The following is a 17,296-nucleotide window of genomic DNA, read 5'->3' on the forward strand; positions in this document are numbered from 1 at the left end:
CGCAGTGCGCCGGTTCGGCACGCGCGTCATGCGGCCCCCGTGCCCAGCTTTCCGCCCCGCCAGATCGGCGGGGCGTTTTTCTTCCTGACGGCAAGCTGAAGCGGGAATCGCCGCACCGTCAGGAAGGCCTCAGGTCGGGTCTGCACATCGGTCTCATCAAACGAAAAGGAGACCCTCCCATGCGAAAGACCCTCACCCTTCTTGTCACCTCCACCGCGCTGACCGCCGTGATCGGCACGACCACCTGGAGTGCGATGAACGCCGTCGCCGATGAAAGCCCTCGGCCCTTCGCGGCGCTCTATCAGGACGCGGCACAGTCGTTGCCCCTCATCCTCGCCAGTGGTGACGATGACGACGACGATGACGACGACGATGATGACGACGACGATGACTGCGACGACGATGATGACGACGACTGTCGCGGCAGCGCCCGCAATCCCGCGCCCGCCGGCACCGTTGCCCCACCGCAGAACGGGCTTTTCGGAAACGGCGCCCCACCGCAGGTCAAGGTGAACTGAGCCTCTTCCACGCATCTCGCACACAAGGACCAAACCGATGAAATCGCTTCTTGCGACACTTGCGCTGACCACGGCGTTGACACTTCCCGGCTTCGCCATCGCGCGCCCGGTGACGTTGACCACCACTCTGAACTCCTACGGTGGCGACGGCGCCTATCTCGCGCTCTACGTCACCGACGCCTCGGGTGCCTACATGGGCAGCCTCTGGATGGCCGGGACCAAGTCGAAATACTACGAGCACCTGACCGACTGGTACCGCGCAACCGGCGGCGACACCGCACAGGTCAACGGCATCACGGGCGCAAGCGTGGGCGCGGGTCGCAGCCTCGAGATCACGCTCGACCTCGCCGATGCGCTGTTCGACGCGGGCTACACCCTGCACATCGACGCCGCCGTCGAGGACATGCGCGACAGCCCGGGAGAGGTCGCGGTGCCGCTGACGACGACCGGCGCGGGCATGGCCACCACCGGGCGTCGCTATGTCGCCAGCTTTGCCTACGACATGTGAGGTGACTTGCCATGATCCGTGCTCTTCATCGCTGGCCGGGTCTTCTGGCCCTGGCTCTCATCACGGTGCTGACGCTCAGCGGCGCGGCCCTGTCGGTCTTCCCGGCGGCCGAGCGTCTGACGGCGCCGCAAGCAGCGACGGGCCTGACTGTCGCTGCGCTGGCGACGCGCATTCAGGCCGTCTATCCGGGCGTCGAGCAGATCCGCCGCGCACCCTCGGGACGGATCACCGCCTACTGGTTCGATCAGGGTGCACCGGGTGCCGCCGTGATCGACCCTGCCACTGGCCAGGGCGTGGCCTCCGCCGACCCGAACCAGACGCAACGCTGGCTGACCAAACTGCACCGGTCGCTGTTCCTCGGCGACGGGGGCCGCATCGCCATGGCCGTGGGCGCTGTGGCGATGCTGGTCCTTTCGTTCAGCGGCGGGAAGCTGGTTGTGCGGCGCGCGGGCGGTTGGCGCCACTGGTTCGCAGCACTTCGCGGGCCGCTTGCCGGGCGGTTGCACGTTGAAATCGCGCGGGTCGCGGTCGTTGGCCTTGTCCTGTCTTCCACCACTGCATTGTGGATGACGGCCTCGACCTTCGATCTGCTCCCCAGCGGCGGCACCGCACCGGCCCTTGCTGTCGAGGTCAGCGGCGAGACGGGCGTGGCGCTCATGATGATGCCAACGCTCGGCGACACACTCATCGCGGACCTGCGCGAACTCAGCTTTCCCTATCCCGGTGACGCGACCGACGTCTTCACGCTAAGGACGGATCGGGGCTCCGGCTATCTTGATCAGGGCACCGGGGCTCTCCTGGGCTGGTCTGACCTGACAGGGTGGGAGCACGTTTTCGAGACCATCTATATGCTGCATACGGGTCAAGGTGCCGCGACTCTCGGGCTGGTGCTGGGGATCATGGCGCTCGGCGTGCCCGTGATGGGCGGAACGGGCGTGCTCATATGGCTCGCCGGGCGGCGCGGTCGTCCGCGCATTCGGGGCAACCAGGCCGCCGGTCGGGCCGAAACGATCCTGTTCGTCGGCAGCGAGGGTGGCAGCACCTGGGGCTTCGCCGCGGCACTTCACGCCGCGCTGAGCCGCGCCGGGCAGAGCGTGCACGCAGCCCCGATGTCGACCTTCACGCCGGACCGCTACACCCGCGCCGAACGGATCATTGTGCTGGCCGCGACCTATGGCAACGGCGATGCACCGGCTTCGGCCAAGGGTTTCATGGACCGCCTTGCGAACCTCGACCGCGCCCCCGAGGCCGCCCTTGCCGTTCTCGGCTTCGGCGATCGCAGCTTTCCGGCCTATTGCGCCTTCGCCAAGGCCGTGTCCGAGGCTGCCCGTGCAAAGGGCTGGTCCGAGCTTCTGCCGCTGGGCACCATCGACCGCCAGTCACCGCAGGACTTCGCGCGCTGGGGCCGCACCCTCGGACAGGTGCTGGGCATCGACCTCGAGCTGGCCCATCAGCCGGGTCTGCCCACGACCGAGACGCTCACGTTGATCTCGCGTCGCGACTACGGCGCCGAAGTGCAGGCCCCGACCGCAATCCTGCGCTTTGCCCTTCCGAACGCCACCCTCTGGCAGCGGCTGCGAGGGGCGGGCTTCGCGCGCTTCACCGCGGGCGACCTGATCGGCATTCTGCCCGAGGGATCGCCCGTGCCGCGCCTCTACTCACTCGCCTCCGCGCGCCGCGACGGCTTCGTAGAGATCGTGGTGAAAAAACAGCCAGGCGGATTGTGTTCCGGCCAACTGACCGCGCTGGAACCCGGGCAGACCGTCACCGCCTTCCTGCGTCGCAATCCGGGCTTCCAGCCGGGAAAAGGCCGTGCGCCACTGATCCTGATCGGCGCTGGAACCGGGATCGGTCCTCTGGCCGGGTTCGTGCGCGGTAACACCCGGCACCGGCCCATCCACCTCTTTTTCGGAATGCGTCACATGGACAGCGACTTCCTCTACGGTGAAGAGATGCCCATCTGGCAAGACGACGGTCGTCTGGCCCGGCTTGTCACCGCCGTCTCGCGCGGGGCGCACCCGCACTACGTTCAGGACGCGCTGCGCGGCGAGGCTGTCGAAGTGGCCCGGCTGATCAGGGATGGCGCGCGGGTGATGGTCTGCGGTGGGCGCGACATGGCTGCGGGCGTCGCCGAAGCGCTGGCTGAAATCCTTGCTCCCACCGGGCTCTCGCCCGCAGTGTTGAAAGCCGAGGGACGCTATGTCGAAGATGTCTACTGAACCGATGCGCCACGCCCTGAACGGCTCGACCATGGGCACGCGCTGGTCTGCGCTTTTCTTCGCGCAAGCGGGTTTCGATCAGGAGCCGGTTCGCGCAGCGCTACAGGCCGCCGTCGATGAGGTGGACGCGCAGATGTCCACCTGGAAGCCCGACAGCGACCTCATGCGGCTGAACGCGGCACCGGTGGGCGCGTGGGTGGCGGTGCCGGATCGGCTCGGGCAGGTTCTGCGGCTCGGCCTCGAGATCGGGCGTGCCTCTGCCGGGGCGTTCGATATCGGCATGGGCGACGCGGTGACGGCCTGGGGTTTTGGGCCGCTTGCGGCGACCCCCGACCATATCCGCGCCGCGATGAGGACCGACCGGGTGCCCACGCATGACGCGCTGGAGATCGACGCGGGCAACGGTCTTGTCCGAAAGACGTCACCGGTCGCACTGGACGTGAACGGCATCGCGAAAGGGTATGGCGTCGACCGAATGGCCGAGACGCTCGCAGCGCATGGCATCGGTGACGCCCTCGTCGGCATCGACGGCGAAATGCGCGCGCTCGGGCTTCGGCCAGACGGCGAGGCCTGGAGCATCGCGGTCGAGGCCCCGGACGAGGGTCGCCGCGCGCCCCATTCCATCCTGGCACTTCAGGACGCCTCCGTGGCGACCTCGGGAGACTATCGCCACTGGATCGAGGTTCGAGGCCGCCGCCTGTCACACACCATGGACCCGAACCGCGGTGCGCCCATGCTCGCGTCGCCCGCCTCGGTCACGGTGGTGGCAAAGACATGTGCCGAGGCTGACGCCTGGGCGACGGCGTTCATGGTGAAAGGAAGCTTGGAGGGCGGGCAATTGGCGCGTAGAAGCAATTTGAGTGCCCTCTTCATCGAGCGTGAGGGCACTCTGCTTCGCGAAACGCGAGTGGGACGGCTGTTCGAGACCCGTCCAGTCCCCGGGCGCGAGGCTGACGCCGGGAATTGCACCAGATGACATCCTCGTTTCATGACCGCCTGAACGTTGCCCTGTTGGGCTTGGCCTTGCTCGGTCTGGTGTCCGGTCTTGCATTTTGGCTGGTGGCGCAGCCGGATTTTGCCATGATCGCGTGGACGGCAGGTGTCGTCCCAGTCCTTGCGGCCCTCAGCGTCGAGATCGTGCGCAGCCTCTCGAAGGGCGAGGTCGGGCTCGACATCGTGGCGGCGCTGTCGATGTCGGCAGCACTTCTATTCGGAGAGACGCTTGCGGCCGCGGTGGTCGCGTTGATGTACTCGGGCGGTACCTTCCTGGAAAGCTTCGCGCAGGGTCGCGCCCGGCGCGAGATGAGCGATCTCTTGTCCCGCGTGCCCCGCACCGCCACCCGCCACCGGAACGGCGCGCTGGATGAAGTGCCACTGGATGACATCGCGCCGGGCGACCTGCTCTTGGTCCGGCACGGCGACGTGGCGCCCGTGGACGGAACGGTCGAGAGCGCGCGCGCGATGCTGGACCAGTCCGCGCTGACGGGCGAGTCGATGCCCGTCCGGCTGGAACACGGGCAGGACGTTATGAGCGGCTCTACCAATGCGGGCGAGGCTTTCGATCTTCGCGTCACCCTACGGGCCACCGACAGCACCTATGCCGGGATCGTCAGGCTGGTCGAGGCGGCGCAGAAGTCCAAGGCGCCGATGGCACGGCTGGCCGATCGCTGGTCGCTGCTGTTCCTGGCCGTCACGCTCGCGCTGGCGACAGCGGCCTGGTGGTTCACCGGAGATCCGATCCGCGCAGTTGCGGTTCTCGTGGTCGCGACACCCTGTCCGCTGATCCTCGCCGTGCCGGTAGCGCTGGTGGCCGGGCTGTCGCGGGCGGCGCATTTCGGGGTGCTGATCAAGGGGGCGAAGCCGCTCGAGGCGCTGGCCCGAATCAAGACGCTGATCCTGGACAAGACCGGCACGCTGACGGGCGGGCGACCACAGATCGTGTCGATCAACCGGTATGGCGACATGTCCGACGACGAGATGCTGTATTTCGCGGCAGCCCTCGACCAGGCGTCGAAACATCCGATCGCCCAGGCCATCGTCGCGGCGGCGCAAGCGCGCGGCACCGCGTTGCCGGTTCCCCGGAACGTCGTCGAGGCGCCCGGCGAAGGCGTCGCGGGAACCGTCGATGGACGAAGCGTAGTCGTGGGGGGCGCTGGCTTCGTTGCTGCGCAGGCCGGTGTTGCCGACCCTGAAGGCGCGGTCATCGAGGCGGGATCGGTGGTCGTGTCACTTGCCGTGGACGGCAAGCTGATGGGTCATCTCGTCATGGCCGACGCGCTGCGCGCTGGCACGGCCGGCCTGCTTGCAGGACTGCGCAGGCTGGGGATCGCTCGCATCCTGCTGGCGACCGGCGACCGCCGCGCCGTCGCCGAGGCCGTGACGGAGGGGCTGGCGCTCGACGCGGTGCGGGCCGATCTGACGCCCGATCAGAAAGTGCTTCTGGTTCTCACGGAGCACAAGAACGGCCCGGTGATGATGGTCGGCGATGGCGTCAACGACGCGCCCGCGCTGGCCGCCGCTGACATCGGCGTCGCCATGGGCGCGCGCGGAGCGGCGGCTTCGGCGGAGGCGGCGGATGTCGTGCTGCTGGTGGATCACCTTGATCGCCTGTTGCCGGGGATCGAGGTCGCTCAGCGTTCGAGACGCATCGCGCTAGAGAGCGTCGCGGCCGGGATCGGTCTCTCGGTCCTTGGCATGATCGCCGCCTCCTTCGGATATCTGACGCCCGTGCAGGGCGCGCTCTTGCAGGAGGTGATCGACGTTGCCGTCATCCTGAACGCACTGCGGGCGCTCAGGATCGTGCCGGGACAGACAAGCCAGGCCGCGGGCAGCCCGGCCGATGCAACAGCGAGCCGCCTGCCGCGGCCCAAATCTACCGCCGCATAGTTCAAAAGGCTCCTTCAGATGAGCAGGCGCTCCCATTCCGAAGTCCACATGGTCCAACGCATCGGCTGGTTGCGCGCTGCTGGTCTCGGGGCGAATGACGGCCTCGTTTCAACTGCGAGCTTGGTTGGGCCGGAATTCACCTGCTGGAATGGGGATGTCATTCGGGCCGCGTTCCTGATCGATGCCCATGACCGCGAGATCATCGCCTGGCGCGCTGTCGCCAATGCCGGGATAGCGGATCAGACGTGCGCGACATGCAGCTGGAGACCGTCGAGAAGCGCTTTGACACCTACCGCGTGCCAGAGGTCATCGAGGTCTTGTCGGACCATGGCAGCGCCTACACCGCGACGCAAACCCGCATCTTTCCCCGCCGGCTCGGCCTCGAACCGCACTTAACGCCAGTGGCCAGCCCGCAATCCAACGGCCTGCTCGGACGAACCCGGTGCGGTTCCTTCCGTTACCGAACTTCCGACCCTGATGACGTTGCCGCGTGCCGCTGGCCGTGAAAACCGGCGAACAGGCAAAGGTTGTTCAAGAAGATGTTAAGAAACTCGGAGATAACACGCCAGCTCCCGAAAGAGTTTGACCATTCGGTGAATGCTGACCATCCTGCACGAAAACGATCCATCCATCAGAGAGGAAGACCATGGACAAGACATTGCTCACGACAACCTGCCTGGCCGTTCTGGGCCTGACGCAGGCGGCCTCGGCAGATACGCTTCGACTCCTGACCTGGGGCGGCTACGCACCCGACGAAGTCGTTGAGATGTTTGAAGAACAGACCGGCCACACGGTCGAGGTGACCAAGTCCAACAACGAAGAGATGATTGCCAAGCTGCGCGCGACCGGCGGTGGCGGCTTTGACCTGGCTCAGCCCTCGCAGGACCGTGTCATGGGGCCGCAGATGGAATTCGGCATCTACAAGCCCATCGACATGTCGAAGATTGACGAGTCGCTTTTCATTCCCTCGATGCTGAAAGCCACGATGGCGAACACCACGGTGAACGGCGATGTTTACGGCGTGCCGCATGTCTGGGGCACCTCCGGTCTGGTGATCAACACGGCCGAGGCGGGTGGCGTGGTCAAGGACTACACCGATCTGTGCGATCCGGCACTGGCGGGCAAGGTCTCCTACCGGCTGAAGCGTCCGACGCTGATCGGCTTTGCATTCGCAATGGGTGAAGACCCCTTTGCCGCGTATGGAGACGAGGCCAGGTACAAGGAGATCATGGAAAAGGTCGAAGCCAAGCTGACCGAGTGCAAGGCCAACGTGAAGACCTACTGGAGTGGTGGCGACGAACTCATGAATCTCGTGCGTTCCGGCGAAGTCACGGCGTCGATGGCGTGGGACACGGGCGGCTGGAAGCTGAACGAGGACAACGCCGACATCACCTTCGTTGCGCCGGCCTCGGGCGCGCTGGGCTGGATCGACACCTTCGTTCTGCCGTCCAAGGGCCAGTCCGACGAGGCGGCCTATGCGTGGATCAACTTCGTGATGCAGCCGGAAATCGCGGCGAAAATCACTTCGGTAGCGGGCAACTTCACCGCATCCGCAGGGGCCGATGAATTCGCCGAGGATGCGCTGAAGGCCAAGTACCAGGCCAGCTTCCCACCGGAAGCGGTCGATAACATCAAATGGTATCCGCCGGTTCCGACCGGTCTGGAAGCCATCGAAGGTGGAGTTCTGGACCGCGTTCAGGCCGCGAACTGATCGCCCATCAAAACGCGGCACCCTGTTACAGGGTGCCGCCATATCTACGGGCCCCTGCATGACCCCCGATCTTGAATGCGTCGACCTGGTGAGACGCTTTGGCGAGACGACCGCCGTCGACAACGTCTCCTTTTCCGTACCGCCGGGCAGTTTCTTCTCGATTCTCGGACCATCCGGCTGTGGCAAGACGACGATCATGCGAATGATCGCGGGGTTCCTCGACCCCACCTCGGGTGACATCCGGATCAAGGGCGAGACGGTTCTGGACACGCCGCCGAACAAGCGGCCGGTGAACATGGTGTTCCAGCACCTCGCACTCTTTCCCATGATGACCATCGCGGAAAATATCGGATACGGGCTGCGGCGACAGGGGATGGCCAGGGACCGGATCGCCCGCAAGGTTGACGAAGCACTGGACCGCATCGGCCTACCGGGCATCGGCGCGCGCAAGGTGGACGAACTGTCCGGCGGGCAAAAACAGCGTGTCGCCATCGCCCGCTGCATGGTGCTGGAACCTGATGTGCTGCTGCTTGACGAACCTTTGGGCGCACTGGACCTGAAACTGCGCGAACATATGAAGATCGAACTGAAGGCGCTTCAGGCTGCCTTCGACACAACCTTCGTTTACATCACACACGACCAGTCCGAAGCGCTGGTGATGTCCGACCAGATTGCCGTGATGAATGCCGGACGGTTCGAGCAGGTCGGCACGGGCCAGGATCTCTATTACCGTCCCGACACGCCTTTCGTCGCCGGCTTCATCGGAGAAGCGAACCGCTGGAAGGGTCGAATAGACCGGGTCGACGGTGCGGTGCTGGAGATACGAACCGATACCGGCCTTGCAGTGCGCGCGACCGGGTCGGGGACTCTGTCCAGGGGCGACACCGCGGAAATCTTTGTCCGGCCGGAGGCGATTCACCTGGCGGCCAGCGCCGAGGCCTTGTCCCATTTCGACAACCGCATGAAGGGCACCGTGACAAGCACCCTATTCAATGGCGCGGCGTCCCGCGTTCTGGTCGACAATGACGTCGGCGAAACGCTCGAGGTCACGCTGCCCCAGACCGGCGAATTCGCCAATCTGGAACGCGGCGACACGGTGCATGTCGGATGGGGCGCGGCACAGGCGACGTGCTTTGCCGGGGCGGTCTGATGCGCTCTCACGCCCGGATCGGATTCGTCCTGTTGCTGACGCCGCTTGTCCTGTGGCTCGGGCTTTTGATCGTCATTCCACATATCGACATGCTGCTGATTTCGCTGCGCGAACGCATCAGCTTCGGCGTCTACGAAACCAGCCTGACGCAATATGACAAGGCACTGACGGAGCCACTCTACCTGAGAACCTTCTGGCGGACGGCGGTGATGTCTGTCCTTGCCACGGCCATTACCCTGCTGATCGCCTTTCCGGTGGCCTATTACATCGCCAAGATGGCGCGGGGCCGGTTGCAGCAGGTGCTGTTCATGCTGTGCCTGATCCCCTTCTACGTCTCGGAACTGGTGCGCACCTTCGGGTGGATGATCCTTCTGCGGGAGACCGGCCTGATCTCCAGCCTGCTGCAATGGGTCGGTCTGGCCGATCAACCGGTAGAGATGTTGTATAACGATGCGGCCATGATGGTGGGCCTCGTCTATACGTCCATGCTGTTCATGGTGGTGCCGCTGGTCACGACGCTTGAAAGCCTCGACGACAGCGTGGTCGAGGCAGGCTACGATCTCGGAGGCAACGGGTTGTCGGTCCTGCGCGAGATCATCATCCCCCATGCCATGCCGGGGATCGTCTCTGGCTGCATCGTCGTATTCATGCTGTCACTGGGAAATTACCTTACGCCGACCATGCTGGGCGGCAAGGACAGCCTCTGGTTCACCGAGATGATCTACAACCAGTTCATCGTCCGCTCGAACTGGGAGCTTGGCGCGGCGTTCGGCTTCATGCTGCTGGTGCTGTCTTCGGTCATTGTCTGGGGTGTATTGCGCCTGACGGGCCGCACCCTGCAAGAAACGATGGGGTAAGCCATGATCCCGACCATTCCCCGATCCCGGAGTTTTCGCCTGATCTACGGCGGCTACGTGCTGCTGTTCTTCCTTTATCTTGCGCTGCCCCTGACCGTCGTCGCGGTCTTTGCTTTCAACGACAGCCAATTCCCGTCGCTCCCGTGGGAAGGCTTCACCTGGAACTGGTTCTTCGGTGACGAGCTTCCCCAGATCGGAGTCTTCCACGAACGCGGCATCCTGCGCGCGGTGGGCACGTCTGCCTTCGTCGCGATCTGCGTCGCGATCCTGTCTGTAAGTGTCGGAACCTCGAACGCGTTTCTGTTCAATCGCTATGATTTCCGCGGCAAGAGCGCGCTCTACGTGCTCATGCTGCTGCCCCTGGTCATCCCCGGTATCGTTCTGGGTATTTCGATCCTCGTGTTTTCCTCGACGCTCGCAAACGGGATATGGAACGTCGCGCAGATGGACATCCAGGCCCTGCGGCCCGGCTTGCTCCTGGTCATTCTTGGACAGTTTTCATTCATCACCACGATCGCGACGCTGGTCATCACCGCCCGCTTGCAGAAATTCGACCGCACGCTGGAAGACGCCGCCCTGAATCTCGGTGCCACGCGCCTGACGGCTGTGCGCACGATCACCATTCCCTTCCTGATGCCAGCCGTGGTCGGTGCGGCGGTGGTGGCCTTCCTGATGAGCTTTGAGAACTTCAACACCACGCTCATGCTGGTCGGATCGGATGCGCCACTTACCATCGCCATGTTCGACCGCCTGAAGGAAGGCTCCACGCCACTTCTCAACGCGGTTTCCCTTCTATTGATGTTGGGATCGTCATTATTGGCGCTTTTGGTGATCTTGTTCCAACGCCGATAAAGTTTCCGGTCATTAAGGTCCGCCATCGGTCTGTGACGCCTTCGGAAAGCCCGTGCGAAAGCGGGTGCCCTTTCGCGCAACATGCGGTAAGGGACGCGGCAGGACAATGAGGGCAGGGGCCAACGCATGACCGATCAAGATGACGCTGAGCGCAGCCTGGTTCTCGCAGCCTCGCCGGGGCGGCGCGCGATTGGCGTGGGCTCGGTGGGCGCGCTGGGGCTGATGCTGCTGTGGGTCGCGCTGAGCCAGACCCTCACGCCGCAATGGCAGGTGGCGTTGGTGGCGATGGGGTTGGGCGCGCTGTGGCTCGCGCGGCGAATGTGGCGCGCGACGGCGGCGTGGCTGGTGCTGGAACGTGACGCGCTCACCAGCAGCGACGGCCGCGTGCTGGCGCGGATGGACGACGTGGTGGCGGTGGCACGCGGGGCCTTTGCGTTCAAGCCCTCCAACGGCTTTACCCTGACGCTGCGCAAGGGCGGATCCTTTGTCTGGGAGCCGGGCCTGTGGTGGCGCATCGGGCGGCGCGTGGGCGTGGGGGGCGTCACCCCCGGCACGCCGGCGCGGCTCATTGCCGAACTGATGCAGGAACGGATCGCACGGCGCGAGGACGGCTGATCGTCAGCTCGTGCCCGGCACGCAAACCCCGGTAAAGCATATCTGGGGCGCGAACCGCGGGATCACGAACATCCGCGTCGCAAGCAGGTTCTCGTTGAAATACCCGGTGGTCACCGGCGAGGTGAACGTGCCGCGGCTCTCGACATAGATGATCTCTTCGCCGTCATCCATGATCGGAAAGGTGTCATGCGCGTTGCGCACGACGCTGTCGGTGAGGGCGGTCATCGTCCCCGTGCCGCGCACCTCTGACCAGCGCAGGTCGAACTCGTCGATCCCCTGGCTCGGGTCGTTGCGATAGCGCACCACCGAGATGCGCAACTGCGAATCCGCCGTGCCGCTCATCATGTCGAAGACGCGCTTGACGTTGTCGATATAGGTGTCGTCGACGATCGCGGTTTCGCGCGACAGGATGTCGGCGACGGTATAGGTGGCCTTCTCGCGCAGGCTTTGCTGGCGGAACAGGCCGTAGGCCTCGTAGGAAAAGAACAGCCCGAGGATCAGCAGCGGCGCGATCAGCACCGTTTCCACGGCGACCGTTCCGTGCTCGTCGCGGCGCAGGCGGCGTGCGAGTCGGGCGAGCCAGCGCATCAGATCGGCTCCTGCACGAAGGCCGAGACGGTGGTGAGCGCCACGTCGCCGCTGGAATCCTTGATCAGCGCATCGCCCAGAATCGCCTCGGGGAAGAGGGGGCTGTATTTCAGGCAGACACGCAGCAGCATGAGCTGGTTCTGGCCGCCGGGGATGAAGTTGCGCACCGGCTTGGACGGCTCCGAGGCATCGGTACAGTCGGGCGCGCCATTGAGCGTCGAGAAATTGCGCAGGTCCGTCGGGATCATTTCCAGCCGCAGATTGGCGTCGCAATCGGCGATCACCGAGGCGTTGTCACAGACGATCTGCTTGATCTCGTCGTGTCCCGGCGCGGTGCCGGTGCCGAGGCGTACGTCGCGCACCGCGATATCGAGCCCGCGCTCCAGCATCGCCGCGCGCAGCGACAGCATCCCCAGCTCGATCGCGAACAGGATGAAGCCGATCAGGAACGGCGCGAGGATCACGAATTCCACCGAGGCCGAGCCGCGCCGGTCACGGCCGAAACGACGCAGGCGGCTGCCAAGGCGTGCGATCATTGGGTCAGCCTCAGGTTCTGCACGTTGGCGGCGATGGAGTTGAACACCGCGCTGATATCGGTGGTGTTGGCGCGGTAGTAGTGGCTGCTGGAAGAGGCGCAATCCGACAGCACCTGTTCGGCGCGCCCGCCCTGGGACACCTCGAAGCCGATGGAATAGACCACCACGCCGTGCGTCTTGGTGGCCCCGCAGACATCGCGCATCCGGCTGTCCTTGGCGTAGCCGTCCACATACTCGGAGCCGACATAGTCATTCCACGGGCTCCAGTCGCCGGTGATATCTCCGTACCAGTTCGGCGACATGCGGCCCCATGCCATTTCCCAGCTCAGTTGTTCGGTCGAGATGTAGCCGGCAAGCGTGTGTTCGAGATCATCGAATTCCTGATCGGTCATCCAGTCATTGTCGTCGATGCTGTAATACCAGCCGCCATAAGGGTAGCGGAGGTAATAGACCGATTCCTCGGGTCCGTTGGCCTCGTAGACGCATTCCCACCTGTTCCTGCCGCACTTGCTCTCGTCGTTACTCTTCCAGTACTTGTAGATGTGGTAAGCGTATTTGAACTCGCGGTCCTGGTACTTCACTTCGAACAGGTCGGAGAATTTGCCGCGGTATTTCGGTGCGCTCTTGTCGAAGAAATACGAGGTGGTGTTGGCTCCGTCGCCCATCATCACCACGACCTTGAGCGTTTCCGGTTCGTTGTAATCCGAGGGCACGTGCGACAGCGACGCATCCACTTCGCCGGTGTTGATCAGTTGCGCCGAGACCTGACGGAACGTCGGGTCCAAGAGCGCCGCACCCCAGTTCATGCCGTCATGACCGCTGGTGTTGCCGTCCGCCTGTAGCGAGTCGATCTTGGCGTGCAGCGCTGTCTCGCTCATCGAATAGGGCAGGAACTGCATGTATTCGTCGGTATAACAGGATCGCCAGCTTTCATTGAGATTGTCGAACCCGCCATAGAGCGAGGTATAGACCATCTGGTTCACCGGCACGCCGTTGCTGAGCGCCGAGGCGCCGGAGGTGAGCGTGGCGTGCCCGTAATCGGCCTCGCGGAAGTGCAGGCAGGTGGAGTAATTGTGCGTGATATCCACCGCAAGCGTGTCGAACACGGTCTTCGGCGGTGTCACCGACCAGCTGAACGGGATGACAGAAATGACCGCGTTGCCCGGTGTGGACTTTTCGAGAATGGTCGAGACGAATTGCTTGGCGGCGTCCCTCAGGCGCGAAATCTTTGTTCCGCCCATCGAGCCGGAGACGTCGAGCACAAGCGAGATTTCCAGCTTGGGGACGCGCACCTCGGCAGCCGACACACCGCCGACACCCAGCGTCTCGACCCCCGCGAGCTTCATCAGGTAGGTATCGAGCGTGCCGGAGGCACGCGCCGCGACGCGGGCGGAGTTGAGGTAGATCTGGATATCGGCGTCCCGCTCCGCCTCGAGGTATTGCGCGAGCTCGGCCTTGTCGAAGTAATCCTCGACGGTGGCGCGGGCCTCTGCGGCATCGGAGGATTTCGCGCCGGCGAGCACCGCGCGGTCGAGCGTGACCTGCATCCGGGCGCGGACCATTTCGTGGCGCATGGTGTCGAGCGCGAGCCCTCCCACCAAGAGCATCATCAGAAAGACGAAGAAGGCGAAGGCCGTCACCGAGCCACCCTCGTCCCGGAGGAAACGGCCAGCCGCCCCCGCTCGTGGGGGTCGTGCGATATACTCACCCATGTCGATCACCTTTCGGTATCCTACGCCAATCCTCCGCAGGCAGGCAGAGGATCAACAAGGGTTCATCGCGCCGGAATATGGTTGAAATAAGGCACAAGCGCGACGGGGAGGTGGCGTTAACTATCTGGAATGACAATCGAAAAGAAAGCGTCGGATTGTTTGTCGGCTGATGACAATGGTGCGTGACCCGCCCATCCCGCCGCGCACCCGGGCCGCCCGCCCCGCCTTGATTCGTGCTGGACATCGCAATCGCATCCCGTAACCATCGCCCCATATGCGGCGGCTGACCGCAGGCCAACAGGGAGAGTGTAACGATGACAGCCAAGAGGGAACCGACATTCCGCGAAAGCGTGGACCTGATGTTCAACCGGGCGGTGGCGCTCACCGACCTCGCGCCCGGGCTCGAGGAAAAGGTCCGGGTCTGCAACGCCACCTACACGGTGCGCTTCGGGGTCCGTTTGCGCGGGCAGATTCATACCTTTACCGGCTATCGCAGCGTGCATTCCGAGCATATGGAGCCGGTCAAGGGCGGTATCCGTTTCGCGATGGGCGTCAACCAGGACGAGGTCGAGGCGCTCGCGGCCCTGATGACCTACAAATGTGCGCTCGTCGAGGTGCCGTTCGGGGGCTCCAAGGGCGGGCTGCGCATCGACCCGCGCGAGTGGGAGGAGCACGAGCTCGAACAGATCACCCGCCGCTTTGCCTACGAGCTGATCAAGCGCGACCTGATCCACCCGGCGCAGAACGTGCCCGCCCCCGACATGGGCACCGGCGAACGCGAGATGGCGTGGATCGCCGACCAGTACAAGCGCATGGCCACCACCGATATCAACTACCGCGCGTGCGTCACCGGCAAGCCGGTCAATGGTGGCGGCATCCAGGGTCGGACCGAGGCGACGGGGCGCGGCGTGCAATACGCGCTGCGCGAGTTCTTCCGCCACCCCGAGGACGTGGCCGTGACGGGGCTGTCGGGCACGCTCGACGGCAAGCGCGTGGTGGTGCAGGGCCTCGGCAACGTGGGCTATCACGCGGCCAAGTTCCTCAGCGAAGAGGACGGCTGCAAGGTCACTGCGATCATCGAGCGCGACGGCGCGCTGATCTCCGAGGAGGGGCTCGACGTCGAGGCGGTGCATGCCTGGATCGCGCGGCATGGCGGCGTCGACGGCTACCCCGAGGGCAAGTATGTCCGCGACGGCTCGAAGGTGCTCGAACACGACTGCGACATCCTCGTGCCGGCGGCGATGGAAGGGGTCATCAACCTCGAGAATGCCGAGCGGATCAAGGCCCCGCTCGTCATCGAGGCCGCGAACGGCCCCGTGACCGCCGGGGCCGACGACATCCTGCGCCACAAGGGGACGGTCATCATTCCCGACATGTATGCCAACGCGGGCGGTGTGACGGTGTCCTATTTCGAATGGGTCAAGAACCTCAGCCATATCCGTTTCGGCCGGATCGGGCGGCGGCAGGAGGAGGCGCGCCACGAACTGATCGTCAAGGAGCTGGAGCGGCTCAACCGCGGGATCGGCGACGCGTGGGAAATGTCGCCCAATTTCAAGCAGAAATACCTGCGCGGCGCGGGCGAGCTGGAGCTGGTGCGCTCGGGCCTCGACGACACGATGCGCGCCGCCTACCAGTCGATGCGCGAGGTCTGGCGGGGCCGCGAGGACGTGACCGACCTGCGCACCGCCGCCTATCTCGTGTCGATCGCCCGGGTGGCCGAGAGCTATCGCGCCATGGGGCTGTGAGGCGCGCGTCGCGCATGGACCAGAAAATGGCGCGAAGCGGGGTGGCCGGTTCGCGCCCGTCCTGCTAGCCCTGTTGGCACGGGGCCGTGCCTGGCGGTCCATCGGAGAGGCGACATGCGATTTTCGGCGCTGCGGATACTTAAAGAAGGGCTCACCGGCAACAAGGGCTGGCAGGCCCACTGGCGCGACGCCGAGCCCAAACCGGCCTATGACGTGATCATCATCGGCGGCGGCGGGCACGGGCTCGCGACCGCGCATTACCTGGCCAAGCGGCACGGCATCACCAATGTCGCGGTGCTGGAGAAGGGGTACCTCGGCGGCGGCAATATCGGGCGCAACACCACCATCGTGCGCGCCAATTACGGCCTGCCGGGCAATTCGGAATTCTACAGCCATTCGCTGAAGCTGTGGGAGGGGCTGGAACAGGATCTCAACTACAACGTGATGATGAGCCAGCGCGGTGTGCTCAACCTGTGCCATTCCGACGGCCAGCGCGACGCCTTTGCCCGGCGCGGCAACGCCATGCGCAACCAGGGCGACGACGCCGAACTGCTCGACCGCGAGGGCGTGCGCAAGCTGGTGCCGTTCCTCGATTTCGACAACGCGCGCTTCCCGGTTTATGGTGGGCTCTACCACGCGCGCGGCGGCACCGCGCGCCACGACGCGGTGGCATGGGGCTTTGCCCGCTCTGCCAGCGACCGGGGCGTGGACCTGATCCAGAACTGCGCGGTGACGGGGATCGACATCGAGGGCGGGCGCGTGCGCGGCGTGCAGACCTCGCGCGGGGCGATCAAGGCCAAGAAGGTGGCGATTGTCGTGGCGGGGCGCTCATCCCAGGTGGCGGCGATGGCCGGGCTGCGCCTGCCGATCGAGAGCCACGTGTTGCAGGCCTTCGTCACCGAGGGGCTGAAGCCCTGCCTCGATCACGTGGTGACGTTCGGCATGGGGCATTTCTATATCAGCCAGTCCGACAAGGGCGGGCTGGTTTTTGGTGGCGATCTCGATTTCTATCCGTCCTACGCGGCGCGCGGCAACCTGCCGATGGCCGAGCACGTGATGGAGGCTGGGATGGCGATGGTGCCGATGATCGGGCAGGCGCGGGTGCTGCGAAGCTGGGGCGGGATCATGGACATGAGCCCCGATGGCTCGCCCGTCATCGACCGTGCCCCGGTGGACGGGCTCTATCTCAATTGCGGCTGGTGCTATGGAGGGTTCAAGGCGGTGCCGGGATCGGGCGACGCGCTTGCCCATCTCATCGCCACGGACAATCCGCACCCGGCGGCGACGCGGCTGCGCCTCGACCGGTTCGCGACGGGGGCAGGGCTGATGGACGAGGAAGCCACCGGCAGCCAGCACAACCTGCACTGAGGCGCGAGGGACGGGACGTGGGCATGAGTAT

The 17,296-nt window shown here is 64.9% G+C and carries 15 protein-coding genes and 1 pseudogene; 13 read left to right on the top strand and 3 right to left on the bottom strand.

Features of this window, described 5'->3' with window-relative positions:
• Window positions 1-179 precede the first annotated feature (179 nt).
• From AC13D8_RS11935 to AC13D8_RS11985, 11 genes and pseudogenes are all read left to right on the top strand, one after another.
• Entirely contained in the window at window positions 180-518 is a 339-nt protein-coding gene (locus tag AC13D8_RS11935) for a hypothetical protein (RefSeq protein ID WP_482969025.1), read from the top strand.
• Window positions 519-555: 37 nt separating this feature from the next.
• Window positions 556-1,026 carry a DUF2271 domain-containing protein gene (locus tag AC13D8_RS11940; protein WP_482969026.1) on the top strand — a complete coding sequence of 157 codons (471 nt, stop codon included), beginning with the start codon at window positions 556-558 and terminating at the stop codon, window positions 1,024-1,026.
• Window positions 1,027-1,037: 11 nt separating this feature from the next.
• Window positions 1,038-3,245 (top strand): PepSY domain-containing protein, encoded by a 2,208-nt coding sequence (locus AC13D8_RS11945; protein ID WP_482969027.1) that lies wholly within the window; start codon window positions 1,038-1,040, stop codon window positions 3,243-3,245.
• A complete protein-coding gene (locus tag AC13D8_RS11950) occupies window positions 3,226-4,221 on the top strand; it encodes an FAD:protein FMN transferase (protein WP_482969028.1) in 996 nt (331 codons plus the stop codon). The genes AC13D8_RS11945 and AC13D8_RS11950 overlap by 20 nt, the downstream gene beginning before the upstream one ends.
• Complete coding sequence (locus AC13D8_RS11955; protein WP_482969029.1) at window positions 4,218-6,131, top strand: heavy metal translocating P-type ATPase; 1,914 nt, start codon at window positions 4,218-4,220, stop codon at window positions 6,129-6,131. The genes AC13D8_RS11950 and AC13D8_RS11955 overlap by 4 nt, the downstream gene beginning before the upstream one ends.
• A gap of 126 nt (window positions 6,132-6,257) precedes the next feature.
• A pseudogene (locus AC13D8_RS11960) lies at window positions 6,258-6,559 on the top strand (DDE-type integrase/transposase/recombinase); the annotation flags it as partial.
• Between the two features lie 218 nt (window positions 6,560-6,777).
• Complete coding sequence (locus AC13D8_RS11965; protein ID WP_482969030.1) at window positions 6,778-7,842, top strand: extracellular solute-binding protein; 1,065 nt, start codon at window positions 6,778-6,780, stop codon at window positions 7,840-7,842.
• A 58-nt stretch (window positions 7,843-7,900) separates the two neighbouring features.
• The gene (locus AC13D8_RS11970) at window positions 7,901-8,992 is read left to right on the top strand and encodes an ABC transporter ATP-binding protein (RefSeq protein WP_129431867.1); all 1,092 of its coding nucleotides are present in this window, start codon (window positions 7,901-7,903) and stop codon (window positions 8,990-8,992) included.
• Window positions 8,992-9,849, top strand: coding sequence for an ABC transporter permease (locus AC13D8_RS11975; RefSeq protein WP_104018953.1), 858 nt, complete (start codon window positions 8,992-8,994; stop codon window positions 9,847-9,849). Before AC13D8_RS11970 ends, AC13D8_RS11975 begins: the two co-directional genes overlap by 1 nt.
• Window positions 9,850-9,852: 3 nt before the next feature.
• A complete protein-coding gene (locus AC13D8_RS11980) occupies window positions 9,853-10,701 on the top strand; it encodes an ABC transporter permease (protein WP_482969031.1) in 849 nt (282 codons plus the stop codon).
• A 126-nt stretch (window positions 10,702-10,827) separates the two neighbouring features.
• Window positions 10,828-11,316 carry a hypothetical protein gene (locus AC13D8_RS11985; protein WP_104018955.1) on the top strand — a complete coding sequence of 163 codons (489 nt, stop codon included), beginning with the start codon at window positions 10,828-10,830 and terminating at the stop codon, window positions 11,314-11,316.
• 3 nt (window positions 11,317-11,319) lie between these two features.
• On the opposite strand, the gene AC13D8_RS11990 is transcribed toward AC13D8_RS11985, so the two are convergent.
• From AC13D8_RS11990 to AC13D8_RS12000, 3 genes are read right to left on the bottom strand one after another with little or no spacing between them, the layout of a single operon-like run.
• Entirely contained in the window at window positions 11,320-11,904 is a 585-nt protein-coding gene (locus tag AC13D8_RS11990) for a TadE/TadG family type IV pilus assembly protein (RefSeq protein WP_129431869.1), read from the bottom strand.
• A complete protein-coding gene (locus AC13D8_RS11995; RefSeq protein ID WP_482969032.1) occupies window positions 11,904-12,440 on the bottom strand; it encodes a TadE/TadG family type IV pilus assembly protein in 537 nt (178 codons plus the stop codon). Before AC13D8_RS11995 ends, AC13D8_RS11990 begins: the two co-directional genes overlap by 1 nt.
• Window positions 12,437-14,152: a pilus assembly protein TadG-related protein gene (locus AC13D8_RS12000; RefSeq protein ID WP_482969033.1), complete on the bottom strand. Its 1,716-nt coding sequence runs from the start codon at window positions 14,150-14,152 to the stop codon at window positions 12,437-12,439. Before AC13D8_RS12000 ends, AC13D8_RS11995 begins: the two co-directional genes overlap by 4 nt.
• Before the next feature lie 314 nt (window positions 14,153-14,466).
• Here AC13D8_RS12000 and AC13D8_RS12005 point away from each other — a divergent pair, with 314 nt between their 5' ends.
• Complete coding sequence (locus tag AC13D8_RS12005) at window positions 14,467-15,897, top strand: Glu/Leu/Phe/Val family dehydrogenase (RefSeq protein WP_129431872.1); 1,431 nt, start codon at window positions 14,467-14,469, stop codon at window positions 15,895-15,897.
• 114 nt (window positions 15,898-16,011) lie between these two features.
• Window positions 16,012-17,265 carry a sarcosine oxidase subunit beta family protein gene (locus tag AC13D8_RS12010; RefSeq protein ID WP_104018960.1) on the top strand — a complete coding sequence of 418 codons (1,254 nt, stop codon included), beginning with the start codon at window positions 16,012-16,014 and terminating at the stop codon, window positions 17,263-17,265.
• Window positions 17,266-17,296 lie beyond the last annotated feature (31 nt).

This window comes from Roseovarius sp. B-10 (genome assembly GCF_056859295.1).